The sequence below is a fragment of the Microbacterium sp. zg-Y818 genome, from assembly GCF_030246905.1.
In the GTDB taxonomy this organism is placed as follows: Bacteria; Actinomycetota; Actinomycetes; order Actinomycetales; family Microbacteriaceae; genus Microbacterium.
On record NZ_CP126741.1, the window covers coordinates 2806911 to 2831699 of the forward strand.

Here is a 24789-nt window from a genome sequence, read left to right on the forward strand (position 1 = left end):
ACTCCCATGACCACCACCGCCGAGCAGCTCGAGACCATCGCCGCCGCCGCCGCAGCGGCCGCCCCGGTGTGGCGCGCCGCGCCCGCCGCCGACCGGGCGGCGTGGCTGCGTGCCATCGCCGACGCGCTGGAGGCGGCATCGGACGAGGTCGTCGAGATCGCCGACCGCGAGACGCGCCTGGGCGCCGGGCGCCTGCGCGGCGAGGTCGGCCGCACCACCGGGCAGCTGCGGCTTTTCGCCACGGTCGTCGAGGAGGGCTCGTACCTCGAGCTCACGGTCGACGACGCGGATGCCGACGCCACCCCGCCGCGGCCACAGCTGCGCCGCATGCTCACCGGTGTCGGCCCGGTGGCGGTCTTCTCGGCCTCGAACTTCCCCTTCGCCTTCTCGGTGCTCGGCGGCGACACAGCCTCTGCCCTCGCCGCCGGCAACCCCGTGATCGTCAAGGCCCACTCCGGGCACCCCGAACTGTCGCGCCGCACCGCCGAGATCGCCGCCGCGGCGCTCGAGGCCGCAGGCGCCCCTGCGGGATCGCTCGCGCTCGTCGAAGGGCGCGAGGCCGGCAACGCACTGGTGCGGCATCCGGTCATCCAGGCCGCAGGATTCACCGGCTCGCTCTCGGGCGGCCGGGCACTGTTCGACCTCGCCGCTTCGCGCCCCGATCCCATCCCCTTCTACGGGGAGCTCGGCAGCATCAACCCCGTCGTCATCACCCCCGCGGCGGCCGCCGCACGGGGCGCGCAGCTGGCCGAGGGCCTCGCCGCGTCGTTCACGCTCGGCGTCGGCCAGTTCTGCACCAAGCCCGGCGTCGTCTTCGTACCCCGCGATGCCGGCTTCGAAGAGGCGGTCGCCGCCGCCGTGACGGGGATCGCGGGCGGACCGCTGCTGACCGACCGCATCACCGAGGCGTTCCCCGCGGGGGTCGACGCCCTCACGGCCGACCCGTCGGTCATCGTCGTCGCCCACGGCGCCGAGACGGCCGAGGGGGCGCGACCGGTCGTGCTCGCGACCGACGCCGCCGCCGTCGCCGAACGCGCGGAGACCCTCCTCGAGGAGTGCTTCGGCCCCGTGACGCTGCTCATCCGCTACGACGGCGACGAGGATCTGCACCGGGCGCTCCGCGCCGTGCAGGGGTGCCTGACCGCGACGCTCCACGCCGAGGACACCGACGACGTCACCGAGACCCTGGCGCTGCTGCAGGACCGCGCCGGTCGCGTGCTCTTCGCCGGGTGGCCCACGGGCGTCGCCGTCACGTGGTCGCAGCACCACGGCGGTCCGTGGCCGGCGACGACGTCGCTGCACACCTCGGTGGGAGCAACGGCGATCCGCCGGTTCCTGCGGCCCATCGTCTTCCAGGACGCCCCACCGCGCCTCCTCCCCCCGGTGCTGCGCGACGAGGTCCTGGCGACGCTGCCGCACCGCCGAAACGGCGTGCTGACGGTGCCGTAGCCGATCGGCCACGTTGTGCAGGCCCCTCGCGTCCGCCCCGGCGTCCGCCCCGGCATCCGCTCCGCCGGAAAACGCTTGCCGGGTACGCTTGGGGGCATGACTTCGCGCTTTCAGATCGGCGAGACCGACTTCCTGCTCGACGGCGAGCCCCACCGCATCATCTCGGGCGCCCTGCACTACTTCCGGGTGCACCCCGACCTCTGGCGCGACCGGCTGCGCAAAGCCCGGCTGATGGGCCTCAACGCCATCGAGACCTACGTCGCGTGGAACGCGCACGAACCGGTGCAGGGCCAGTGGGATGCCGCGGGCGGCCTCGACCTCGGCCGGTTCCTCGACCTCGTCGCCGAGGAGGGCATGCACGCCATCGTGCGCCCTGGACCCTACATCTGCGCCGAGTGGCACAACGGCGGCCTGCCGACGTGGCTGACCGCCGACGCCGACATGAAGCTGCGCAGCTCCGACCCGCGCTACCTCGAGGCCGTGACGAGCTTCCTCGACCGCATCAACGCGATCGTCGCGCCCCGGCAGATCGACCGGGGCGGCAGCGTGATCCTGGTGCAGATCGAGAACGAGTACGGCGCGTACGGCGCCGACAAGGCGTACCTGGCCGAGCTCATCCGCGTCACGCGCGCGGCCGGCATCACGGTGCCCCTCACCCAGGTCGACCAGCCCATCCCGCACATGCTCGAGGGCGGCGCACACGAGGGCCTGCACAAGACCGGGTCGTTCGGTTCCCGCATCTCGGAGCGCCTGGCGACCCTGCGCGAGCACCAGCCGACCGGGCCGCTCATGTGCATGGAATTCTGGTGCGGCTGGTTCGACCACTGGGGCGAGAAGCACCACACCACGACCTTCGCCGACGCCGCGCGCGACCTGGACGAGCTGCTGGCGGCCGGCGCATCGGTGAACATCTACATGGTGCACGGCGGCACGAACTTCGCCCTCACCAACGGGGCGAACGACTCCGGCCGCTACCTGCCGATGGTCACGAGCTACGACTACGACTCCCCGATCAGCGAGTCCGGTGACATCACCGAGAAGTTCCGCGCCTTCCGCGAGGTGATCGCGAAGCACGCCCCGGTGCCCGACGAGCCGCTGCCCGAGCCCGTCGACGCGCCCGTGCTGCAGGTCGCGCTGCAGTCGGTCGGCGACCCGCTGCCGCTCGTGGCCTCCGACCGCGGGCAGTTCGAGGCTCCGCCGACGCTCGACGCGCTCGGCTCCGACCTCGTGCTCGCCGAGTACACCGCCGCTGTCGACACCGACCGCACCCGCGTGCTCGACGCCGACGTGCGCGACTACGCCTGGGTGGCGCTCGATGACCGTCCCATCGGCATCCTGCAGCGCACGGTGGGCGACCTGGCCATGCCGCTTCCCGCCGGCCGCGAGCTGCGGCTGCTCGTCGAAGAAACCGGCCGCGTCAACTACGACACCAAGATCGGCGAGCCCAAGGGTCTCGTCGGCGACGTGCGGCTCGACGGGGACCCGATCCCCGGCCCCTGGCACGTGCGCACGTTCGACGTCCCGGCCCTCGGTCGGGCGGTGGCGGATGCCGCGCCCGGCCTGCCCGTCACCGGCGGCCGAGCCGCGGGGCCGGTGGGCCTGCGCGCCACGTTCGAGCTCGCGGCATCCGCGGATCTCTTCCTCGACACCGCCGGCTGGGGCAAGGGCTACGCGTGGGTCAACGGGTTCTTCCTGGGCCGCTACTGGCGCCGCGGTCCGCAGCGCACGCTCTATGTGCCCGGCCCCGTCACCCGGCAAGGCGCGAACGAGATCGTCGTGGTCGAGCTCGAGGCGATGACGGATGCCACCGCACGCTTCGTCGCACGCCCGGATCTCGGCCACGAGGTCGAGTAGCCCTGCTTTCCGGCGCCCCGGTATCGGGCAGGATGGAAGCATGTCCTGGCTTGTCACCGGCGGCGCCGGCTACATCGGTGCCCACATCGTCCGCGCGCTCGGCGCTGCGGGGCTCAGCCCCGTCGTGATCGACGACCTCTCCAGCGGCCACGCGTCGTTCGTGCCCGAGGGGGTGCCCTTCGTACAGGGAACCATCCTGGACCGCGCGCTCGTGGAGCAGACCCTGCGCGAGCACGACGTCGAGGGCGTCATCCACGTGGCCGGCTTCAAGTACGCCGGGGTGTCGGTGAAGCGCCCGCTGCACACTTACGAGCAGAACGTCGAGGGCACCCGCGTGGTGCTGCAGGCGATGGCGGATGCCGGTGTCGACAAGCTCGTCTTCTCGTCGTCGGCCGCCGTCTACGGCACCCCCGACGTCGAACTCGTGACCGAGGACCTCCCCAAGCGCCCGGCATCGCCCTACGGCGAGTCGAAGCTGATCGGCGAGTGGCTGATCCGCGACCAGGCCGTCGCGACCGCCGAAGACGAGCGGCCGCTGCGCCACACGTCATTGCGCTACTTCAACGTCGTCGGCTCCGGCGACCTCGCCGTCTACGACACCAGCCCGCACAACCTGTTCCCGCTGGTGTTCGAGGCGCTCATCGAGGGCCGCACCCCGCGCATCAACGGCGACGACTACGCCACCCCCGACGGCACCAACGTGCGCGACTACGTGCACGTCGCCGACATCGCCGCCGCCCACGTCGTGGCCGCCGAGCGCCTGGCCGCAGGCAAGCCGCTCGAGGCGGCGTACAACCTGGGGTCGCGCAACGGCCTGTCGGTGCGCCAGATCATGGATGCCATGGCCCGCGTCACCGGCATCGACTTCACGCCCGAGATCGCGCCGCGCCGCGCCGGAGATCCCGACCGCATCGTCGCCACCGGCGAGCTCGCGGCCCGCGACCTGCAGTGGGAGAACCGCTACTCGGTCGACGAGATGGTGCGCACCGGCTGGGAGGCCCGCCGCGCGGCGAGCTGAGCCCGGCGCCGCCCCGGCGCCGCCCCGGCACCGCCCCGGCACCGCCTACGCCGGCGGCGGCGCGGTGCTCGACCGCACCACCAGCGGCGCCGGCAGCAGCACGTGCCGCCGCTCGTCACCGTCGATCGCGGCGACGAGCGCAGCGAGCGCCTCGGCCCCGAGGGCGTCGAAGTCCTGGCGCACGGTGGTCAGCGGCGGCCGGTAGTTCGCGGCATCCGTCACGTCGTCGAATCCCACGACGCTGACATCCTCGGGCACGCGCCGCCCGGCCTCGGTGAGCGCCCGCAGCGCGCCGAGGGCCATCTGATCGTTCGCAGCGAACACCGCTGTCGCGGCGGCGGGAAGATCAGAGGCGAGAGCGAACCCGGATGCCGCAGTCCAGTCGCCCCGCACCGGCGACGGCACCTCGATCCCGGCATCCACCAGCGCCGACCGCCATCCCCCCTCGCGCTCGGCGGCAGCGTACGACGCCTCGGGACCGGCGAGATGCCAGACGGTCGTGTGCCCGAGGCCGAGCAGGTGATCGGTCGCCGCGCGCGCACCGGCGGCGTGTTCGGTCTGCACGACGGCGAACCGGTCGTCGACGGGCGAGTCGACCACGACGAGCGCGAGGTCCGCCGGCGCGAGGGCGTCGCGCACGACCGCGGTCGCCTCGTTCAGCACGATGGCCCCGTCCACCCCCTGATCGCGCAGCCGCGCGAAGGCGTCGGCGATGCCGGATGCCTCATCCAGCGTCACGACCGCGACGGCGTAGCCCCGGCCCGTCGCGGCCTCGACGACGGCCTGCAGCATGCGGGAGTTGCCGACGGTCGCCAGGGTCGTCGCGACCAGTCCGATCGTGTGCGTGCGGCCGGTGCGCAAGGCCCGGGCGGCGCGGTGCGGGCGGTAGCCGAGCCGGGCCATCGCCTCTTCGACGCGCGCCCGGGTGGCGGGATCGACCCGCGGGCTGCCGTTGACCACCCGCGAGACGGTCTGCCCTGAGACGCCCGCGCGCGCGGCGACGTCCAGCATCGACACGCGCTTGGCGGCGGGGCTGGAACCGGCGCCCGTCGCCTGCGCGCGCTCGAACCGGTCCAGGTCCTTCATCGGGTCGCGAGCCATGCGCGTTCTCCTCATCCCACGATCGTGTTGACGATAACACAGGCACCGACGTACCATGTTGACGTGAACATTGCTGAGTTCGGCACGCCCGAAACCCCCGAACCGGTCACGCTGGGAGCCGGGGTGGTCAAGCGGACCACCCGCATGGCCGACGGCCGCGACCTCTTCTACTACGACGACCCCGACACCACGCTCGGCCCCGAGCGCGCCGTCGACGCGCGCGAGCTCGACCCACGCCCGGCCACGGCCACGATGCGTCAGGACATCCTCACCGGCGACTGGATCTCCATCGCCGCCGCGCGGCAGAACCGCGCGTTCCTGCCGCCGGCCGAGCTCGACCCGCTGTCGCCGCAGACCCCGACGAACCCGTCCGAGATCCCCTCGCGTTACGACGTCGCGGTGTTCGAGAACAAGTCGCCGTCGTTCGGTCCGGCCCTGGCCGAAGCCCACGGCGACGCACCCGCCGCGAGCGACCCGCCCCGCGGCATCGAGGACCTCGAGCACCTGGGCCTCGGCCGCACCCGCACCTCGGTGGGCCGCTGCGAGGTCGTCTGCTTCAGTCCGGAGCACTCCGGCTCGTTCGGCACCCAGTCCGTCACCCGCGCACGCACGGTGATCGAGGCCTGGGCCGACCGCACCGCGGCCCTGTCGACGCTTCCCGGCATCGAGCAGGTGTTCCCGTTCGAGAACCGCGGCGAGGCGATCGGGGTCACCCTCCCCCACCCGCACGGCCAGATCTACGCCTACCCGTACATCACACCGCGCACGACCCGGCTGCTCGACGCGATCGACCGCACTGCGCCCGACCTCTTCCAGCGCATCCTCGACTTCGAGCGCACCGGCCCCAGGGTCATCCTCGCCGGCGAGCACTGGACCGCCTTCGTGCCGTTCGCCGCGCGCTGGCCGCTCGAGGTGCACCTGCTGCCGCACCGGCACGTCGCCGACTTCGCCGGGACGACCGACGCCGAGCGCGACGAACTCGCACCGCTCTACCTGCGGCTGCTGCGCGGCATCGATGCCCTCTACGACTCCCCCACCCCCTACATCGCCGCCTGGCACCAGGCGCCGGTGCACCACGGACGCGACACCGTGCGGCTGAACCTGCAGCTCACGAGTCCCCGCCGCGCCGCCGACAAGCTCAAGTTCCTCGCCGGCAGCGAGGCTGCCATGGGCGCCTGGATCGGCGACGTTCCCCCAGAAACCGCCGCGGAGCGCCTGCGCGCCGCCGTCGAAGGAGTGTCCCTGTGACCGAGACCGCCACCCCCGAGACCGCCGCCGCCGCTCGCGACCTCTTCGCCACGCTCACCGGCCACGAGCCGATCGGCACCTGGTCGGCACCGGGACGTGTGAACCTCATCGGCGAGCACACCGATTACAACGACGGCTTCGTCTTCCCCTTCGCCACGCCCCACCGCACGCACGTCGCGCTGGGGACGCGCACCGACGGCCGCATCCGCGTGGTCTCGACCTTCGACCCCGTGCCCGTGGAGGTGCCGCTCGCGGACCTCGACCTGCTCTTCCCGAGCGACGGCGCGCCGCGGGTGCCGGAGTGGTCGGCGTACCCGCTGGGCGTTGCGTGGGCGCTGCTGCACGCCGCCGGCCTCTCCCCCGACGCCGTGACGGGCGTCGACCTCGCCTTCGCCTCCGACGTGCCGGTCGGAGCCGGGCTGTCGTCGTCGGCGGCCATCGAGGGCGCTGCCGCGACGGCGCTGGCCGACACCTGGGGCGTGAGCGCCGACCGCGTCACCCTCGCCCAGGTCGGCCGCCGGGCCGAGAACGAGGCGGTGGGTGCTCCCACCGGCATCATGGACCAGATGGCGTCGATGCTCGGGCAGACGGATGCCGCGATCTTCCTGGACTGCCGCACGCTCGAGGCCCAGGTGGTGGACCTCGGCTTCGCCGCAGCGGGCCTGGAGCTGCTCGTCATCGACACGCACGTCAAGCACGCGCACGCCACCGGCGGCTACGGCGAGCGCCGCGCCTCGTGCGAGAAGGGCGCCGAGCTCCTGGGCGCCTCGTCGCTGCGCGACGTGTCGGTCGACGACCTCGACCGCGCCCAGGAACTGATGGACGACGTCACCTTCCGGCGCGTCCGCCACGTCGTGACCGAGAACCAGCGCGTGCTCGACACCGTCGCCACCCTCCGCGCCGACGGCCCGCGCGCGATCGGCGATCTGCTCGACGCCTCGCACGCGTCGATGCGCGACGACTTCGAGATCTCGGTACCCGAGCTCGACACCGCCGTCGAGGCGGCGGTGGCCGCCGGTGCGATCGGCGCCCGCATGACCGGCGGCGGCTTCGGCGGCTCCGCGATCGCGCTGGTGCAGCACGACCGGGTCGACGCCGTCTCGGATGCCGTCACGCGCGCGTTCGCCGACGCCGGCTTCGCCGCACCGCACCTGTTCACCGTCACCCCGTCGGCGGGCGCCGGTCGCGACGCCTGAGCCGCGGCATCCGCCCGCCGCCGCCGCGCGCACCACGCACCACGCACCACAACAGGAGATCTCGCCACACCAGGACCTTCCACCCCGGATCGTCCTGTCCTGGTGAGATCTCCTGCCTGCGTGAGCGCGGACAGCGCCCCTCCCCTGTAGCGACCTGGGCGGCCCGCCGACGGCAGCTCCGCAAGGCCTGGCGCCCGGGGGCGGCGGAGCCCTAGCGTCGACGTGAGTCGAGGCATCCGCCCCCTCGGCGCGAGGAGAGACCATGGCCTACATCACCGTCGGGACCGAGAACTCGGCCGACATCGACCTGTACTACACCGACCAGGGAACCGGCCGTCCGGTCGTGCTGATCCACGGCTTCCCGCTCAACGGAGAATCCTGGGGCAAGCAGCAAGCCGCGCTGCTGGACGCCGGGTACCGCGTCATCGCGTATGACCGCCGCGGCTTCGGCGCCTCGAGCAAGGCGGGGTCCGGGTACGACTACGACACCTTCGCCGCCGACCTCAACGGGCTGATGGAGGAGCTGGAGCTGGAGGATGCCGCCCTCGTCGGCTTCTCGATGGGAACCGGCGAAGTCGTGCGGTACCTCTCCCGCTACGGCTCCGGCCGGGTGTCGCAGGCCGCGCTGATGGGTCCGCTGCAGCCCTACCTCGCCGTCACGAAGGACAACCCTGACGGCGCCGCACCCGAAGAGTACTTCCGGGAGACCTCCGACGGCGTCCGGGCCGACCGGTACGCCTTCCTCACCGGCTTCTTCCACGACTTCTACAACCTCGACGAGATGCTCGGCGAGCGCATCTCGCAGGAGGTCGTCGACGCGAGCGTGGCCGTGGCGAACCTCGCAGGCAACACCGCCATCATCGCCGCGCCCCTCGCATGGCCGACGGACTTCCGCGCCGACATCGCGGAGCTGAAGGTGCCGATGCTCGTCGTGCAGGGCACCGCCGACCGCATCCTGCCGATCGACGCCACCGGCCGCCGGCTGCGGGAGATGCTGCCCGATGCCACCTACGTCGAGCTCGACGGCGCGCCGCACGGCCTGCTGTGGACGCACGGCGCCGAGGTCAATGAGGCGTTGCTGGCGTTCCTGAATTCCTGAGGCGCGCGGGCGGGGTCATTCCTGGGCCGAGCCCGCGCCCGTCCGGCGGCGTCCCACGACCCGCGCGGCGAGGTACAGCACGGCGCCCACCGCCAGCAGGAGGATGCCGAACATCCACACCTGTGCGCTCTGCTGACTCAGCAGCAGCACGCACGAGGCGGCACCCAGCACCGGGACGAAGGACCACACCCGGAAGTGGTCGTGGTCGACCTTCTCCCGGCGCAGCACCAGCACGGCGATATTGGTGCTGAGGAAGACGAACAGCAGCAGCAGCACGACCGTCTCGGCGAGGGTGGCGAGGTCGCCGATGAGCGCGAGGACCATCGCGACCGCGGTCGTGGTGACGATGGCGACCCACGGCGTGCGGCGGCGCGGGAGGACCTTCCCCAGCACCGGGGGCAGCAGCCCCTGCTCGGCCATGCCGAAGGCGAGCCGGCTGGCCATGATCATCGTCAGCAGCGCGCCATTGGCCACGGCGATGAGCGCGATGAGGCTGAACAGCAGCGCGGGCACCGGCACGCCGGTGGCGGCCACGACATCCAGCAGCGGCCCGCTGGAATCCTGCAGCTCCGCTGCGGGCAGCGCGATGGCGCTGGCCAGCCCGACCAGCACGTACACGATTCCCGCGACGATGAGGGAGCCGAACAGCGCCCGGGGGTACACGCGCGAGGGGGCGGTGACCTCCTCGATGATGTTCGCCGAGGTCTCGAACCCCACGAACGAGTAATAGGCGATGATCGCCCCGCCGAGCACCGCGATGGCAGGCGAGGTGTCGGTCGGGAACTGGCCCACGCGCGAGACGTCTCCCCCGCCGGAGCCCATCATGATCGCCACGGCGACGATCACGATCACGAGTCCACTGAGCTCGATGCACGTCATCACCATGTTGGTGCGCATCGATTCGCGGATGCCGCGGGCGTTCAGCGCCGCGACGAGCGCCAGGAAGACGACCGCCGCCAGAGTGGGAGGCACATCGATGAACGAGGTCAGGTAATCCCCGGCGAAGGCCAGCGCCAGTCCCGCCGCGCTCACGACCCCCGCGGCGAGCATGCTGAACCCGACCAGGAATGACAGCCACTTCGCCTTGAACGCGCGTTCCGCGAAAACCGCCGCACCGCCCGCCCGGGGGTACTTGGTGACCAGCTCCGCGTAGGAACCGGCCGTCAGCAGGGCCAGGGCCAGCGCCACGAGCAGCGGTGCCCACAGCGCGTCGCCGACCTCGGCCGACAGCACGCCCATGAGCGCGTAGATGCCCGCACCCAGCACGTCTCCCAGGATGAAGACGAACAGCAGCGGCCCGGTAATCCCCCGCCTGAGCTTGTCCTGCGACTGGTGCGCTTCACGGATCTCCGCCACTTTCGTTCTCCACCCTCGGCCCGGGTCGTTCGGGCCTCGGGAAGTGTACGGTGCGGCGGTGATCCGATATCTCGCCCTTGCGAAAGCGCGACGGAACTGCTTTCGCGCGCGTGCGGCGGGCGTCAGGGAGCGAACGCGCGCCGGAACTGCCGCCGCGCACGCACCGCGACATCGGCACGGTCGGCCTCATCGGTGCGGGCGAGCTCACCGGCGAGCATGCCGACGGCGAGCATGATGTCAGCGGTGTCGACGTGGGCGCCGACGTGACCGGCCTGCCGCTCACGAACCAGCAGGCGGTCCACGACCTGGCGGAAGCGATCGCCGAGGGCCACCACGTGCGCGTCGTGGCGGTTGCGCACCATGAGGTCGATGAGCGCGGTGGAGACCACCGCCTGATCCACGATGACGTCGAAGAGGTCCTCGAGCGTGCGGTCATCGGGCGCGGTGTGGGCCTCGATCGCCGCGACGTTCTCCTCGAAGAGCGCCGCGGCCAGCGCGGTGCGGTCGGGAAAATGGCGATAGAGGCTGCCCTGTCCGACGCCGGCGCGCTTGGCGACGGCCGAGAACGGCGCCGACAGGCCGTACTCGGCGAACACCTCGCGGGCAGCGCGGAGGAGCGCACGACGGTTCTCGGGCCCAGCCGCGCGGCCGCGGTTGACCTTGCGAGACACTTCCACGTCGTTGCCCACGGGTATAACCTAATACCGGACACTTTTGTCCGGTAGAAAGGACTACACCATGGGCACCACCCCGCTCACCGGCGACTCTGCGATTGCCGACTGGCTGGCCGACCCGGCCGGCAACGCCATCCTCACCCACATGCTCGCGCAGAGCGGCCAGACCCCCGAGGTCTTCAAGCCGGTGAGGCGCCTCGCCATCAAGCGTCTCGTCAAGCTGAGCCGCGGCTCGTTCACCCAGGAGATGCTCGACGAGCTCGTTCGTCGCGTCGCCGCCGGTGAGGTGCCCGAGGGTGTCACTCCCACCCCCGTGGAGTCGACCGACGACGCCGGCGCACCCGCCGTGCCGCTGCGCGAGTGGACCGAGCGCATCGACCAGGGCCGCTTCACCGGACAGACCGTGATCGTCACCGGTGCGGGCTCCGGCATCGGTCGCGCCACCGCGTCGCGGGTCGCCCGTGAAGGCGGCCGCGTCGTGGCCGTCGACGTCAGCGAGGAGCGCCTCGCCGAGTTCACCGGCGAGCACCCGGGCGCCGACATCGTCACCGTCGTCGCCGACATCACCGACGACGCCGGCATCGCCCGCATCGTCGAGGCCGCCGGCGACACCATCGACGCGCTGGCGAACGTCGCCGGGATCATGGACGACATGACCCCCATCGGCGACGTCACCGACGCCGTCTGGGACCGGGTCATGGCCATCAACGTGACCGGCACGATGAAGCTCACGCGAGCGGTCATCCCCGCCATGCTCGCCCAGGGCGGCGGCTCGATCGTCAACACCGCATCCGAGGCGGCCCTGCGCGGCTCGGCGGCCGGAGCGGCCTACACCGCGTCGAAGCACGCGGTGGTGGGGCTCACCAAGTCCACCGCGTTCATGTACGGCCCGAGCGGCATCCGCTGCAACGCCGTCGCCCCCGGAGCGACCATCACCAACATCGAGGCGAAGTTCGCCTCGCCGCTGGGCGCCGAGCGCGTGCGCGCGGCGATGACGATCCTCCCCGACCCCGCCGAGGCAGACGCCCTGGCGGCATCCATCACCTTCCTGCTGAGCGATGACGGCGTGAACATCAACGGTGTCACCCTGGCCAGCGACGGAGGTTGGTCGGCAGCCTGACCCGAACCCGCTGCCGACGAGGGGCCCCGAGAGCGCATCGCGCCCGGGGCCTCTGTCATCTACCCGAGAGACCGTTCGCCAGGGCGACCAGCTTCTCGAGCTGCCCGTATGAGACCGGCACCCCCGGAAAGCCCGCCAGCCGGCCGATCGGGAACGAGGCCATCATCTTCTGCATCGCCTCGTCGGGCATGAGCCCGCCGCCGGCAGAGCCCCCGAGCATCATCCCCATGGCCTTCTGCACGAGGGGACCGACGACCGGGTGGCCGAGCAACTCGCCCACCGACGACGACATGGTCAGCGGCGTGCGCACCTCGTCCGCCGCGACGGGAACGGTCACCGTGCCGCGCACGTCACGGCTCGAGGCGGCCACCGCCACCACGTAGTCGCCACCCTCGACGATCCACCGGTCGACCTGCACGTTCCAGTAGGCAAGGTCCGCGCGCGCGATCACGAGCTCGACCTCGCGCGTCTCGCCCGACTCCAGCGCCACCGATGTGAATGCCTTCAGCTCCCGCGGCGGGCGGACGATGGTCGAGCCCGGAAGGGAGGTGTAGACCTGCACGACCTCGCGCCCTGCCCGGGCTCCCGTGTTGGTCACCGTCAGCGCGACACGCAGGTCACCGGAGGCGGTGACGGATGCCGTCGGCGACCCGTAGTCGAACGCGGTGTACGACAGCCCGTGACCGAAGGGATAGGCGACGTCCATCTGCCGGGCGTCGTACCAGCGGTAGCCGACGAACAGGCCCTCGCCATAGCGCACGTGGCCGGATTCGCCGGGGAAGTTGCCGTAGGCGGGGGTGTCCGTCAGTCGCAGCGGGATGGTCTCGGCGAGCTTGCCGGACGGGTTCACCTCGCCGAACAGCACGTCGGCGGTCGCGCCGCCGCCGGCCTGTCCCAGCAGCCACGCCTCGACGATCGCCGGCACCCGGTCGCGGAAGGGAAGTGCCACCACGCCGCCGTGCGAGAGCACGACGACCGTGCGGGGGTTGACCTCGAGCACCGCGTCCAGGAGTGCGAGCTGCTCTGCCGGAAGGTCGATGTGCTCGCGGTCGAAGCCCTCCGATTCCTCGGCGGCGGGCAGCCCCAGGAAGACCACCGCCGTCTCGGCGTCGCGCGCGGCTGCGACGGCCTCGGCCACCAGCACCCCCGCATCCGGATGGTCGGCGGCGTCCGCTCCGCCCCCGTCGAGCGCGAAGCCCACGGCCGCGACGACCACACCCTCGGACAGGGCGCGGATCTCTTCCAGGGCGCTGTCGAGGCGGGTCGGGTTGATCAGCGACGACCCGGCGCCCTGATAGCGCGGCGCGGCGGCGAAGGCGCCGATGACGGCCAGTCGCGCATCGCGCCGCAGCGGCAGTAGCCCACCGTCGTTCTTCAGCAGCACGATCGAGCGCCCCGCGGCCTCGCGCGCCAGCGCGTGGTGCGCGTCGACGTCGAGCGGGGCGGGGGCGGGGCGCTCGCCGGCCCGCGCCACGAGGTTCATGACCCGCTGCGCCGCCGTCTCGAGCGATCCCTCGGCAAGGCGCCCCGCCTCGACGGCCTCGACCAGCTGCGCATCGGTGCGCCCGCCGCTGGCCGGCATCTCGAGGTCCAGCCCTGCCGCCAGCGCTGCGACGCGATCCTCGACGGCGCCCCAGTCCGAGACGACCAGCCCGTCGAACCCCCACTCTTCCCGCAGCACCTGCGTCAGCAGCCACGGATCCTCCGAGGCGTACACGCCGTTGATGCGGTTGTAGGCGCACATCACCGTCCAGGGCAGGGCCTGGGTCACCACCCGCTCGAAGCCGCGCAGGTAGATTTCGCGCATCGGCCTCGGGTCGACGTCCGCGCTCACCCGCAGTCGATCGGTCTCCTGGTTGTTGGCGGCGAAGTGCTTCAGCGACGCGCCCACACCCTGGGACTGGATGCCGCGCACGGCGGCCGCACCGAGCACTCCGGCGACGACGGGGTCCTCGGAGTAGTACTCGAAGTTGCGGCCGCACAGCGGCGAGCGCTTGATGTTGATGCCGGGGCCGAGCACGACGGCGACGTCCTCGATCGCCGCCTCCCGCCCGATCGCCGCGCCGACGCGCTGCACAAGGTCGGCGTCGAACGACGAGGCCAGGCCGGCCGCGGGCGGGAAGCAGGTCGCCGGCACGCTCGAGGCGAGCCCCAGGTGGTCGCCCGCGCCGGTCTGCTTGCGCAGGCCGTGCGGCCCGTCGGTCAGCGTGATCGAGGGCACCCCGACGCGCTGTACCGCCTTGGTGCTCCAGAAGTCGGCGCCACTGGTCAGCGAGGCCTGCTCGTGGACGGTGAGATCGGATGCCGTGCGCGACCGCGGTGTCATGCGCACACCATAAGCCATCGGCCGCCGCGAACGCGGGGGGCGGTCTACGCTCGAGGTATGGCCACGCCCACCCTGGTGACCACCGACGCGGGACGCGTGCGGGGTTTCTGGCGCACCCGCGGCGGCCACCGCTCGGCCGCGTTCCTCGGCATCCCCTACGCCGCCGCCCCGGTGGGGCCGCTCCGCTACGCCGCGCCCGCGCCCGTGGTTCCGTGGACGGGTGTGCGGGATGCCACGACCTACGGGGCCACGCCGCATCGCTCCGACGACGGGCTGACCCTCATCCCGGAGCCGTCGATCCCCGGTGAGGACACGCTCAACGTCAACGTCTTCACCCCCGACCCGTCGGAGCGCTCACCCGGCCTGCCGGTGATGGTCTACATCCACGGCGGTGGCTTCACCTCGGGCTCGCCGGCCAGTCCTTGGTACGACGGCGCCGCCTTCAACCGCGACGGCGTCGTCACGGTCACGGTCGCCTACCGGCTCGGCTTCGATGGCTTCGGTGCGATCGAGGGGGCGCCCGCAAATCGCGGCGTGCGCGACTGGCTCGCCGCCCTGGAGTGGGTGCAGCGCAACATCGCCGCGTTCGGCGGCGACCCGTCGCGGGTCACCCTCGCGGGGCAGTCCGCCGGCGGCGGGGCGGTGCTCACCCTCCTCGGTCTGCCCGCTGCCCAGCATCTGTTCCACGCCGCCATCTCGTTCTCGGGGGCCATCGCCGACGTCGCGGCAGACCGAGCCGCTGCCGCATCGCGGCGCCTGGCGGCGCTGGCCGGCGTCGAACCAACCCGGGAGGGGTTCACCTCGGTTCCCGAGGAGCGCCTCTGGTCGCTGCAGGATGCCGCCGGCCGGCCGGACGACGCCGGCGCCCTCACGGTGGTGCGGGAACTGCTGCACGAGGGCCTGCCGTGGGGACCCCTCGTCGACGGCGACCTGCTCACCATGCCGACGGTCGACGCTCTCGCCGCCGGCATCGGCGCGGACAAGCCGCTGATGCTGGGCACCACCGACGACGAGTTCACGATGGTCACCGACGGGCTGCGCGGCGTGCTTCGCCTGGTCCCGACCCCGCTCGCCCTCGGGCTCTTCCTTTCCGGCCGGTCCGTTCGTCGCGCGTACCTCGCGGCCAACCGGCCGCAGCGGCGCCTCGGCACCGCGGCGATGGCCGGCCGCTACGTCACCGACCGGCTGTTCCGGTCGCTGGTGCTGCGTGTCGCCGACGCCCGCACCGCGACGGGCGCACCCACCTGGACCTACAGCTTCTCGTGGCCCTCCCCCACCCGGCGGTGGTCGCTGCACTGCCTCGACGTGCCGTTCTGGTTCGACTGCCTCGACGCGGTGGGCGTGGCCGACGTCGCCGGCCCGGTGCCGCCGCCCGCGCTCGCGTCGGCGATGCACGGCACGGCGGTCGCGTTCGTGCGCGATGGCGCCCCCGGATGGACGCCGTGGTCGGCGCAGCCGGGCACCACGCGGGTCTTCGGCGGACCGGCATCCGCCCCCGACGTCGTGCCCGACGGCTACGCGAGCGCCCGGCCGCTGGTCAGCTGAGCGCGGGCACGACCTCGCGCTCGAACAGCTCGATGCCGGAGCGGTCGTACGCCGCCTCGGGGAAGTAGTGGATGGCGTAGCCGAGGCCCGCGTCCGCCCGCGCCGCGAGGCGCTCCGCGACCTGCTCCGGCGTGCCGACAGCGGGTGACTCGCGATAGTCCCGCTCGATGACCCCGGCCCGCTCGGGCCCGACGAACGGCGCGATGCGCGCCACGACGGCGGCGACGCGGTCAGCGACCTCGGCCTCGGTGTCGGCGACGATCGTGTTGAAGTTCGAGGAGCGGGTGATCTCGTTGACATCGCGCCCGATCGCATCGCAGTGGCCGCGCAGCACCTCGGACTTGTGGGTGAACTCCTCGATCGATCCGGCGAAGTTCGTGTACGACGCGTAGGTGGCGGCGATCTTGAGCGTCACCTTCTCGCCCCCGCCGGCGATCCAGAGGGGAATGCCACCCTGCTGCAGCGGCAGCGGCCGCACGATGGCGCCGTCGGCGGTGTAGTAGCGGCCCTCGAGGGTGGCCGAGCCGGTGGTCCATGCCTGGTGCATGATCTCCACGCCCTCGCGCAGGCGCCCGAGCCGCTCGCCGATCGGCGGGAAGCCGTAGCCGTAGGCGCGCCATTCGTGCTCGTACCAGCCACCGCCGATCCCCATCTCGGTGCGACCGCCCGAGATCGCGTCGACGGTCGCGGCGACCTTGGCGAGGTAGGCGGGGTTGCGGTAGCTCATGCACGTGCACATCTGGCCCAGCCGGATGCGGTCGGTCGAGGCGGCGAAGGCGGACATCAGCGTCCACGCTTCGTGCGTCGCCTCGTCGCTGGCCACGGGCGTCGTGTGGAAGTGGTCGTAGACCCACAGGGATTCCCAGGGGCCGGCGTCGGCCTGCTGGGCGAGGGTGCGCATGGTGGTCCAGTGCTGGGCCGGGTCGATGCCGACGAGGTCGAAACGCCAGCCCTGGGGAATGAAGAGTCCGAATCGCATGTGCTCACCCTACGGACGACGGCGGTTCAGGGCACGTGTCAATCGCCGTGGACGGTGGCGTGCGGCATCCGCTGTCGCATGATCGCGATCGCTTCGGGGTTGGCATCCACCAGCACCGCGTCGCGGCCGAGCGCCGAGGCGACGGCGCCGGTCGTGCCGCTGCCGGCGAAGAGGTCGAGCACGCGGTCGCCGGGGCGGCTGGAGGCCTGCACGATGCGGCGGAGGATCCCCTCGGGCTTCTGCGTCGGGTAGCCGGTCTTCTCCCGCCCCGACGTCGGCACGATCGTGTGCCACCACACGTCGGTGGGGAGCTTGCCGCGTGCCGCCTTCTCGGGTGTCACCAGGCCCGGGGCCATGTAGGGTTCCCGGTCCACCGCGGTGGAGTCGAAGTGGTAGCCCGCGGGGTCCTTGACATAGACCAGGATAGTGTCGTGCTTTGTGGGCCAGCGGCGGCGGCTCTTCGCGCCGTAGTCGTAGGCCCAGATCAGCTCGTTGAGGAACCGCTCGCGGCCGACGAGGGCGTCCAGCAGCACCTTGGCGTAGTGCGCCTCACGGTAATCCAGGTGCAGGTACAGGGTGCCGTCGTCGGCGAGCAGGCGCCAGGCTTCGGCCAGGCGGGGCTCGAGGAAGTCCCAGTAGTCCTCGAACCGGTCGTCGTACCGGCTGAGGTCGCCGCGCAGCCGCGCGTATTCGCGGCCGCGGAAGCCCGCCTTGACCGGGCCGGATGCCGAACTCCTCGACAACGGCTCGGATGCGCCGGTTTCCGCCCCGGGAGCCGCGTGCAACGCGGGTTCGTGAGGAGTTGGGGTCACGTCGACGGCGGACTCGACGGCGCGCTCGCGCCGACGCCCGGTGTTGAACGGCGGATCCAGGTAGATGAGGGTGAACGAGGCATCCGGCAGAGTGCGTGCGACCGCCAGGTTGTCGCCCTGGTGGATGTCGACGCGGCCGGGTGGGTGTGCTGTCGCCAGGTCGATCACGGAACGCGGTGCAGCCACGCGTCGGTGGCGAACTTCGACTGCACCAGGGCCTCGGCCTCGGCGTACTCCTCGTCGGTGATGGCGCCCTCGGTCGCGCCGTAGAGCGTCGCGAAGGTGTCCTTGAACCGTTGGATGATCTCCTCGCGCGGCAGTCCGGTCTGGCTGCGCAGGGGATCGACGCGCTTGGCGGCGGAGGCGGTGCCCTTGTCGCTGAGCTTCTCGCGGCCGATGCGCAGCACGTCGGTGAGCACCTGGCCGTCCATGTCGTAGCTGAGGCTGGCGTGGTGCAGCACTCCGCCGTTGGCCAGGCGCTTCTGCGCGGCGCCGCCGATCTTGCCCTCCGGGGAGGAGATGTCGTTGAGCGGCTTGTAGGTCGCGTCGATGCCGAGGGACCGCAGCGCCTGCAGCGCCCAGTCATCGAGGAAGGCGTACGAATCGGCGAACGTCATGCCGGCGACGAGGGATGCCGGCACGTACAGCGAGTACGTGATGATCCACTCCGCGGAGATCAGCATGGCCCCGCCCCCGGAGATGCGCCGGACGACCTCGAAGCCGTGGCGGGCCGCCCCCTCGGGGTCGACCTCGTTGCGGTACGACTGGAACGAGCCGATCACGACGGCGGAGGAGTCCCACGTCCAGATGCGCATGGTGGGGTTGCGGCGGCCGTCGCCGACCCGCGCGGTCAGCACCTCATCCAGGGCCAGGTTCATGTTGGGCGACAGCGGCCGGTCGTGCACGATCTCCCAGTCGAACTCGCGCCAGCCGGGAGCGGTCACGAGCGCCCGGCGCACCGCGGTGCCGACCGATTCGGGGGTGAAGCCCAGCAGCTGCGCGCCTTCCGGCAGCGCTTCGCGCACCGCGGCGGCGATGGTGGCGACGTCGGATTCGATGGGAAGCCCGGTGACGGCGGCGTCGATGTCGGCGAGGGCGTCGTCGGGCTCCAGGAAGAAGTCTCCAGCCAGGTGGAAATCGGTGATCAGCCCTTCGTCCACCTCGAGGTCGACGACGACCAGCTTGCCGCCAGGAACCTTGTACTCACCGTGCATGGGTCAAGCCTACGGCGCGGCGCTGGTAGGGTGGTCAGGTGGCCTCAGTGCCACTACGTCGTCGTCACGACTCCCCGATCCCGATCGCGGCATCTTTTCGAACGGCGAACCGATGCGCGAATCCGCGCCGTCGCCTCCCCCGCACCGCGATCCACTTCATGATCTGCGTGTGCCTGCCCGAAAGCACACATGTCTACTTTCCTTTCCCTCGGCGTACCCGAGAAGCTCGCCGCCGTCCTCGCCGCTGACGGCAAGACCGAGGCGTTCGCCATTCAGCGCGACACCCTTCCGGACTCCCTCGCCGGCCGCGACGTGCTCGGCCGCGGCCGCACCGGCAGCGGCAAGACCATCGCCTTCGCGCTGCCGCTGGTGGCGCGCCTGTCGGGCGCCGGAGCAGCCGCGCGTCGTCCCGGCCGCCCCCGTGGCCTGGTGCTCGCCCCCACCCGCGAGCTCGCGACGCAGATCGCCGCGACCATTTCGCCGCTGGCCGCTGCCGTGGGGCTGACCGTCACCACCGTCTTCGGCGGCGTCAGCCAGCGTGCGCAGGAGCAGGCGTTCGCCCGCGGCGTCGACATCGTCGTGGCGTGCCCCGGCCGCCTCGAGGACCTGATGAAGCAGAAGGTCGTCGACCTCGGCGCCGTCGAGATCGTCGTTCTCGACGAGGCCGACCACATGGCCGACCTGGGCTTCCTCCCCGGCGTCACCCGCATCCTCGCCGCCACCCCCGCCGGTGGCCAGCGGATGCTCTTCAGCGCCACGCTCGACCGCGGCGTCGACACCCTGGTGCGCAAGTTCCTGCGCAACGAGGTGCGTCACGAGGTCGACGAGTCCAGCGTCCCGCAGGGCGTCATGACCCACCGCGTGTTCGTCGTTCCCGGCAGCGACGAGAAGACCGCGCTCGTGCGTCACCTCGCATCGGGCCAGGGTCGCCGCATTCTCTTCACCCGCACCAAGCACCAGGCCAAGAAGCTCGCCAAGCAGCTGACGGCGTCCGGCATCCCGGCCGTCGACCTGCACGGCAACCTCTCGCAGGGTGCTCGCGACCGCAACCTCGCCTCGTTCGGCGCTGCCACTGCTCAGGGTGGCGTGCGCGTGCTCGTGGCCACCGACGTCGCCGCCCGCGGCGTGCACGTCGACGACGTCGAGCTGGTCGTGCACGTCGACCCGCCCATGGAGCACAAGGCGTACCTGCACCGTTCGGGCCGCACCGCCCGCGCCGGCGCCGAGGGCGTCGTCGTGACGGTCGCCCTCGACGCGCAGCGCGGCGAGGTCAAGGATCTGCTGCGCAAGGCCCAGGTCTCCGCGGCTCTCGAGCCCGTGGCCGCAGGCGGCTCCGAGGTGTCCGTGCTCGTCGGCGAGCCCGCCGCGCACGTCACCCCCTCCGCGGTCGTCACCGCACCGCAGCGTTCGAGCGGCGGCAACGGCGGCGGTCGCTCGGGCGGCTCCGGCCGTTCCGGTGGCGCCGGCGGACGCTCCGGCGGTTCCGGCTCGGGCGGACGCTCCGGCGGATCCGGCCGCGGCGCCGGTGCCGGTCGGGGACGCGACGGTCAGGGCTCGGGCACCACGCGCACCGCGAGCGCGCCCGCCGCGGCATCCACCCGCACCCAGCGCCCCGCACGTCCCACCACCGGCAGCACCGTCGCGGACATCCGCGCCAACTCGGGCACCGGCCGCGGCCGCGGCTCGCGCCGCGCGCACGGCTGACCCGCGCGCCCCGCACCCGGGGCGCTGAGACGAATACTGACGGCCGAGACCGTGGGGAACACCCGCCGTCTCGGCCGTCGGCATTCGTCTCACCGGGACGGCGGGCTCACGGGGCGGGCTCGACCGGGCGCAGCGGGTACCGGGCGTCGAGCCAGGCCAGCAGGTCCGCGCGGACACGCGCCTGCTCGGTCTCGTTGTAGATCTCGTGCCGCGCCTCGGGGTACACCAGCGTCGTCACATCGGTGAAGCCCGAGCGCCGGCGGTACGCGTCGGCCAGGCGATGCACACTGCGCGGGCCGCCGACGGTGTCGTCGCGGCCCACCTGCAGCAGCACCGGCAGGTCCACACCCGGCGTCCGCCGCGGGAGCCCGTAGAGTCGCAGCCCCTCGCGCACGCCGAACAGCTTCGCCAGCGGCACCGACGTCGTAAGCGGGTCGTCGACGAAGGCACGGCCCACCGCGGCATCCGAGGACAGCCATTCCGTCCCCAGCGCGCCGGCGGTCTCCCACGGCGCGTTGTAATTGCCGACCTTGAGCGAGTCCGGCCGGCGCAGTCCCGAGCCCGACAGCACGAGACCGTCGTAGGCGAAGGGGTGCTCGTCCGCGAGCATCTGCGCGAGCAACGATCCCCACGAGTGCCCGAAGAGGATGAGCGGCAGGCCGGGGTCCTCGTCGTCGTGGATGACGCGGGTCAGCTGCCACACGGCATCCTTCGCCGCCCGCATCCCGCCGGGCCCGAGGCGGCCGAGCTTCTCGACGTCACCCCCGTGCTGACGGATGCCGGTGCGTCCGTGCCCGCGGTGGTCGTCCGCGTAAACGATGAACCCGGCATCCGTCAGCGCCTCGATGAGCGCTCCGTACCGGCCGGCGTGCTCACCCACCCCGTGGAGCACCTGCACGATTCCGCGCGGCTCGGAGCGGGCAGGATGCACGTCGTACACGATCGCGATGCCGTGTGCGTCGATGAACTCGGGCATGCGCACGAGTCTAGGCGGGCGGAGGAGGCGCCTGCCCCCTCCGCCCGTCGACTCAGCGGCGGCAGGCCGCCGCGGGGTAGCCCACCTCGTAGGTCGACCGGTACTCGACTCCGTCGACGACGGCGGATGCCGTGACCGTCGCGGACCCTGCGGCGACCGAGCGCTCCCGGGTGTTCACGAGCTCGGTGACGATGCCGCCGCGGCGGACATCGGCCTTGTGCTTCTCGCTGCCCTGCACCGCGACGGTGATGTCGGCGCGTTGCGGCCCGGCGTTGAGCACGAACACACCCACGTAGACCGACCGGCCCACGCAGTGGGCGTAGGCGTCGGTCAGCAGCCTGGTCGGCTGTCCCTTGGTGACCGTCGCGGTGGGCGACGCGTCCGAGGGTTCGGACGCTCCGGCGGCGCTTCGGGCCACCACCGTCGCTGACCAGCGGCCGGGGGCGACCGCGGCGAAGGTGACCGTGCGCACGTCGCCCGCGACCTCCTGCACCAGCGGCTCGCCCTGCTCCGGGGTCAGCGTCACGACGTACCCGGTGACCTCATGGGTCCCCGGCTCTGCCGGCCCCTCCCACGAGACGGTGACGTCGGTGCCGTCGACGACGAGGCCGGGCGCGGCGACCGGCTGGGGCGCGGCGCGCAGCGGCACGGCGGAGAAGTCCATGCCCGAGGCGAGGTGGAAGCTCGTGTATGCGGGCTGGTTGTATGTCGTCTGCTGCCGCGCGATCTCGGCCCGGTACTGCGGGTCGTGCATGAGCGTGTACAGCTTGTGACCCGTCACCTCGGTGGAGGTGTAGACCCGCAGCGCGGCGGAGTCGGCCGTGCGCACGAGCAGCTCCTCGCGCCAGTCGCCGAACACGTCGGCGACGAGCGAGGGGTTCCCCTTCGTCCCGTTGTTGGTGAGGGTGCCGGATGCCGTGAGCAGCGTCCCGCGCGTCCAGTCGTCGATCGTCGGGGTGACCTCCCCCGCGCCGTTGACGACCTGGGTCGTGAGATCGCCTGCCCAGCGGATGGACTGGTTGGTCCCGGGGTTCGTCGGGGCGAGCACGTCGCCCGTTGCGGAGAGCAGCCCCGAGGCATCCGTTCCCGCCGGCATGCTCGACCAGACCTCCATTCCCGGCACGTCGGCGCGCACGTCGCCGATCATGCCGCGGCCGGTGTCGCGGCCGGAATACGCACCGAAGAGCACCTCGCCGGTGGCGGCGTCGCGCAGCGCAGTACCGTACGGCGCCCACGCGCCGCCCTCGTGCACGGTGAAGATCTCCAGACCGGGGCGGGCCGGGTCGATGTCGGCGACGTGCATGGCGTCGCCGTGGCCGAGGCGGGTGTTCTCGCCCGGGGCGCCGCTGCCTGCGGGCATGACGTCGAACGACGAGTACAGCAGCCCGCCATCGTCGTCGAGCGTCGCGGAGCCGTAGACGATCTCGTGGCGGCCGTCACCGTCGACGTCGGCGGCGCTCAGGCTGTGGAAGCCCTGCGTCGTGATCGTGCCGTATTCGGAGTCGGTGCCGTCGCGCCCGTGCGGGCCGTCGTTGAACGGGTTGGTCAGCGGCACATGCCCGCTGTCGACGAACCAGCGCTGCGACAGGCTCTCGCCGTCCCAGTCATAGGTCGCCACCGTCGAGCGCGTGTAATAGCCGCGGGCGAACACGGCCGACGGCCGCTCGCCGTCGAGGTACGCGACGCCGGAGAGGAACCGATCCACGCGGTTGCCCGGCTCGATGCGGCTCATCGCATAGTCACCCCAGAGCAGTCCGTCATCACCGCGACCGGGCTCGTAGCGCACGGTCTGCAGCTCCTGCCCGGTGGCGCCGTCGAAGACGGTGAGGTACTCCGGTCCCTCGAGGATGAATCCCTCGAACGCGCGCAGCACGTTGCGGGCCGAGCGCCCTGGGGCGAAGACGTCGATGAAGTAGTCGACGAGCTCCTCGGCGCTCTCGCGCGACAGCGGGTACTCGTGCGCGACCTCGGTGCCGAACGCCTCCTCGAGCGTTGCGGGCCACTGGCCCGAGACCACCTCTTGCCGCTCCGACCAGCCGAGGAACATCTGCACGAGGTGCTCCTCATAGTCGGCGGCGCTCATGCGGTAGTCGTCGTCGTGCGAGAAGCCCGCGGCGAGGTCCTCGGCGGGCATCGTGATGAAGGCCTCGTTCGTCACGGCGCCGTCGGGTCCGAACCCTGTCGATTTCGTGCCGGGAGCGGTCTTGAGCATCGTCTCGGCACGGCCGTCGCCGTCGAAGTCGTAGACGAGGAACTGCGTGTAGTGGGCGCCGGCGCGGATGTTGTCGCCGAGCTCGATGCGGCTGAGCAGCGTGCCGTCGAGCTCGTAGGTGTCCAGGAACACCGGGCCGGTGTACCCGACCTGCGAGACGTCCTTGGCGTTGGAAGGGTCCCACTTCACGACGTACTCGTACGCGCCGTCGCCGTCGACGTCGCCGACCGAGACGTCGTTGGCGGCGTACGTGTACGTCTCGCCGGCGGGGGTCACCCCGTCGGCCGGGCGCGTGAGCGGGATGTCGAGGTGGCCCTGGGCAAGCGGCGAGACAGGATCGCTCGGCTCCCCCTCGCGGCCGGCGAGCACCGGGGCGACCTGATAGGTCGCCGACGCCGAGCCGGCGGCATCGAGCAGGTTGGTGCTGTCGGTGACCGTCGCGATCTTCTCGCCGTCGCGGTAGACGGCGAAGTCGGTGCCCGTGAGCCCGGTGGCATCCGCGCCGTACGCCTCACCCTGCAGCAGCCGCCAGCTGATGAAGACACCCGATCCAGTGTCGACGGCGACCACGCCGCGGTCGAGCGACTCGAGCTGAGGGCTGGCGGTGCCGGGGCCGGAGGTGGGGACGGATGCCGCGGCATCCGGTGGCACGGCCGAGGCGGCCGACATCGGGAGGGCCAGGGCGGCGGCGGTCAGGGTCGCCGTCGCGATCGCAGCGGCACGCCACCGCGGAGAGGTGCGGACGGGCCGCAGGGCAGGGATTGTCATTCGGTTCACCTTCGAATCGGAATCGGAATGCGCTTTCCCCAGTCGCCTCCACGAGCTTATGGGCGCGGCTCCCCCACGGTCAATGGTTGAGTGACCCCGATTTACTTAGCCGAACTAATGAGCTATGCTAAGTATTCG

The 24789-nt window shown here is 72.0% G+C and carries 18 protein-coding genes; 9 read left to right on the forward strand and 9 right to left on the reverse strand.

The genetic code is table 11. The features are described 5' to 3' along the window. The first annotated feature begins 6 nt into the window (after positions 1–6). From QNO21_RS13305 to galE, 3 genes are all read left to right on the forward strand, one after another. On the forward strand, positions 7–1449 hold the full coding sequence (locus QNO21_RS13305; RefSeq protein WP_257518302.1) for an aldehyde dehydrogenase (NADP(+)): 1443 nt from the start codon (positions 7–9) through the stop codon (positions 1447–1449). A gap of 96 nt (positions 1450–1545) precedes the next feature. Further along, positions 1546–3303 (forward strand): glycoside hydrolase family 35 protein, encoded by a 1758-nt coding sequence (locus QNO21_RS13310; RefSeq protein WP_257518303.1) that lies wholly within the window; start codon positions 1546–1548, stop codon positions 3301–3303. A gap of 40 nt (positions 3304–3343) precedes the next feature. Continuing rightward, on the forward strand, positions 3344–4321 hold the full coding sequence (galE, locus tag QNO21_RS13315; protein WP_257518305.1) for a UDP-glucose 4-epimerase GalE: 978 nt from the start codon (positions 3344–3346) through the stop codon (positions 4319–4321). Between the two features lie 45 nt (positions 4322–4366). Here galE and QNO21_RS13320 read toward each other — a convergent pair whose 3' ends face one another. Then, positions 4367–5332, reverse strand: coding sequence for a LacI family DNA-binding transcriptional regulator (locus tag QNO21_RS13320; RefSeq protein ID WP_257518399.1), 966 nt, complete (start codon positions 5330–5332; stop codon positions 4367–4369). A 234-nt stretch (positions 5333–5566) separates the two neighbouring features. Between QNO21_RS13320 and galT the strand changes: the two genes are divergently transcribed. The 3 genes from galT to QNO21_RS13335 all read left to right on the forward strand — a co-directional run bounded on the left by galT (position 5567) and on the right by QNO21_RS13335 (position 8965). Beyond that, positions 5567–6670: a galactose-1-phosphate uridylyltransferase gene (gene galT, locus QNO21_RS13325; RefSeq protein WP_257518400.1), complete on the forward strand. Its 1104-nt coding sequence runs from the start codon at positions 5567–5569 to the stop codon at positions 6668–6670. Further along, positions 6667–7866 (forward strand): galactokinase, encoded by a 1200-nt coding sequence (gene galK, locus QNO21_RS13330; RefSeq protein ID WP_257518306.1) that lies wholly within the window; start codon positions 6667–6669, stop codon positions 7864–7866. The genes galT and galK overlap by 4 nt, the downstream gene beginning before the upstream one ends. 262 nt (positions 7867–8128) lie before the next feature. Further along, on the forward strand, positions 8129–8965 hold the full coding sequence (locus QNO21_RS13335; RefSeq protein ID WP_257518307.1) for an alpha/beta fold hydrolase: 837 nt from the start codon (positions 8129–8131) through the stop codon (positions 8963–8965). A 15-nt stretch (positions 8966–8980) separates the two neighbouring features. On the opposite strand, the gene QNO21_RS13340 is transcribed toward QNO21_RS13335, so the two are convergent. After that, positions 8981–10321, reverse strand: coding sequence for an APC family permease (locus QNO21_RS13340; RefSeq protein ID WP_257518309.1), 1341 nt, complete (start codon positions 10319–10321; stop codon positions 8981–8983). 122 nt (positions 10322–10443) lie between these two features. After that, positions 10444–11010, reverse strand: coding sequence for a TetR family transcriptional regulator (locus QNO21_RS13345; RefSeq protein WP_257517270.1), 567 nt, complete (start codon positions 11008–11010; stop codon positions 10444–10446). Between the two features lie 49 nt (positions 11011–11059). Between QNO21_RS13345 and QNO21_RS13350 the strand changes: the two genes are divergently transcribed. After that, positions 11060–12115: an SDR family NAD(P)-dependent oxidoreductase gene (locus tag QNO21_RS13350; protein WP_257518310.1), complete on the forward strand. Its 1056-nt coding sequence runs from the start codon at positions 11060–11062 to the stop codon at positions 12113–12115. 55 nt (positions 12116–12170) lie between these two features. On the opposite strand, the gene QNO21_RS13355 is transcribed toward QNO21_RS13350, so the two are convergent. Then, positions 12171–14441 (reverse strand): glycoside hydrolase family 3 C-terminal domain-containing protein, encoded by a 2271-nt coding sequence (locus QNO21_RS13355; protein ID WP_257518311.1) that lies wholly within the window; start codon positions 14439–14441, stop codon positions 12171–12173. A 57-nt stretch (positions 14442–14498) separates the two neighbouring features. On the opposite strand from QNO21_RS13355, the gene QNO21_RS13360 reads away from it, so the two are divergent. Then, positions 14499–15986: a carboxylesterase/lipase family protein gene (locus QNO21_RS13360; protein ID WP_257518312.1), complete on the forward strand. Its 1488-nt coding sequence runs from the start codon at positions 14499–14501 to the stop codon at positions 15984–15986. Here QNO21_RS13360 and QNO21_RS13365 read toward each other — a convergent pair. From QNO21_RS13365 to lplAB, 3 genes are read right to left on the reverse strand one after another with little or no spacing between them, the layout of a single operon-like run. Next, positions 15979–16965 (reverse strand): LLM class F420-dependent oxidoreductase, encoded by a 987-nt coding sequence (locus QNO21_RS13365; protein WP_257518313.1) that lies wholly within the window; start codon positions 16963–16965, stop codon positions 15979–15981. The genes QNO21_RS13360 and QNO21_RS13365 overlap by 8 nt on opposite strands. Before the next feature lie 38 nt (positions 16966–17003). After that, entirely contained in the window at positions 17004–17945 is a 942-nt protein-coding gene (locus tag QNO21_RS13370; protein WP_374211401.1) for a DNA-methyltransferase, read from the reverse strand. Beyond that, positions 17942–18991 carry a lipoate-protein ligase LplAB gene (lplAB, locus tag QNO21_RS13375; RefSeq protein ID WP_257518315.1) on the reverse strand — a complete coding sequence of 350 codons (1050 nt, stop codon included), beginning with the start codon at positions 18989–18991 and terminating at the stop codon, positions 17942–17944. The genes QNO21_RS13370 and lplAB overlap by 4 nt, the downstream gene beginning before the upstream one ends. A 189-nt stretch (positions 18992–19180) precedes the next feature. On the opposite strand from lplAB, the gene QNO21_RS13380 reads away from it, so the two are divergent. Next, entirely contained in the window at positions 19181–20695 is a 1515-nt protein-coding gene (locus QNO21_RS13380) for a DEAD/DEAH box helicase (protein WP_257518316.1), read from the forward strand. A 106-nt stretch (positions 20696–20801) separates the two neighbouring features. On the opposite strand, the gene QNO21_RS13385 is transcribed toward QNO21_RS13380, so the two are convergent. Both QNO21_RS13385 and QNO21_RS13390 read right to left on the reverse strand, forming a co-directional pair. Further along, complete coding sequence (locus QNO21_RS13385) at positions 20802–21671, reverse strand: alpha/beta fold hydrolase (RefSeq protein ID WP_257518317.1); 870 nt, start codon at positions 21669–21671, stop codon at positions 20802–20804. A gap of 52 nt (positions 21672–21723) precedes the next feature. Further along, positions 21724–24651: a rhamnogalacturonan lyase family protein gene (locus QNO21_RS13390; RefSeq protein ID WP_306813165.1), complete on the reverse strand. Its 2928-nt coding sequence runs from the start codon at positions 24649–24651 to the stop codon at positions 21724–21726. Positions 24652–24789: the final 138 nt, after the last annotated feature.

Bases quoted from the DNA above. Each gene is read 5' to 3' on its own strand.
- QNO21_RS13305 (WP_257518302.1), top strand. From the start codon at position 7: ATGACCACCACCGCCGAGCAGCTCGAGACCATCGCCGCCGCCGCCGCA.
- QNO21_RS13310 (WP_257518303.1), top strand. From the start codon at position 1,546: ATGACTTCGCGCTTTCAGATCGGCGAGACCGACTTCCTGCTCGACGGC.
- galE (WP_257518305.1), top strand. From the start codon at position 3,344: ATGTCCTGGCTTGTCACCGGCGGCGCCGGCTACATCGGTGCCCACATC.
- QNO21_RS13320 (WP_257518399.1), bottom strand. From the start codon at position 5,332: ATGCTGGACGTCGCCGCGCGCGCGGGCGTCTCAGGGCAGACCGTCTCG.
- galT (WP_257518400.1), top strand. From the start codon at position 5,567: ATGGCCGACGGCCGCGACCTCTTCTACTACGACGACCCCGACACCACG.
- QNO21_RS13335 (WP_257518307.1), top strand. From the start codon at position 8,129: ATGGCCTACATCACCGTCGGGACCGAGAACTCGGCCGACATCGACCTG.
- QNO21_RS13350 (WP_257518310.1), top strand. From the start codon at position 11,060: ATGGGCACCACCCCGCTCACCGGCGACTCTGCGATTGCCGACTGGCTG.
- QNO21_RS13355 (WP_257518311.1), bottom strand. From the start codon at position 14,441: ATGACACCGCGGTCGCGCACGGCATCCGATCTCACCGTCCACGAGCAG.
- QNO21_RS13360 (WP_257518312.1), top strand. From the start codon at position 14,499: ATGGCCACGCCCACCCTGGTGACCACCGACGCGGGACGCGTGCGGGGT.
- QNO21_RS13365 (WP_257518313.1), bottom strand. From the start codon at position 16,965: ATGCGATTCGGACTCTTCATTCCCCAGGGCTGGCGTTTCGACCTCGTC.
- lplAB (WP_257518315.1), bottom strand. From the start codon at position 18,991: ATGCACGGTGAGTACAAGGTTCCTGGCGGCAAGCTGGTCGTCGTCGAC.
- QNO21_RS13380 (WP_257518316.1), top strand. From the start codon at position 19,181: ATGTCTACTTTCCTTTCCCTCGGCGTACCCGAGAAGCTCGCCGCCGTC.
- QNO21_RS13385 (WP_257518317.1), bottom strand. From the start codon at position 21,671: ATGCCCGAGTTCATCGACGCACACGGCATCGCGATCGTGTACGACGTG.
- QNO21_RS13390 (WP_306813165.1), bottom strand. From the start codon at position 24,651: ATGACAATCCCTGCCCTGCGGCCCGTCCGCACCTCTCCGCGGTGGCGT.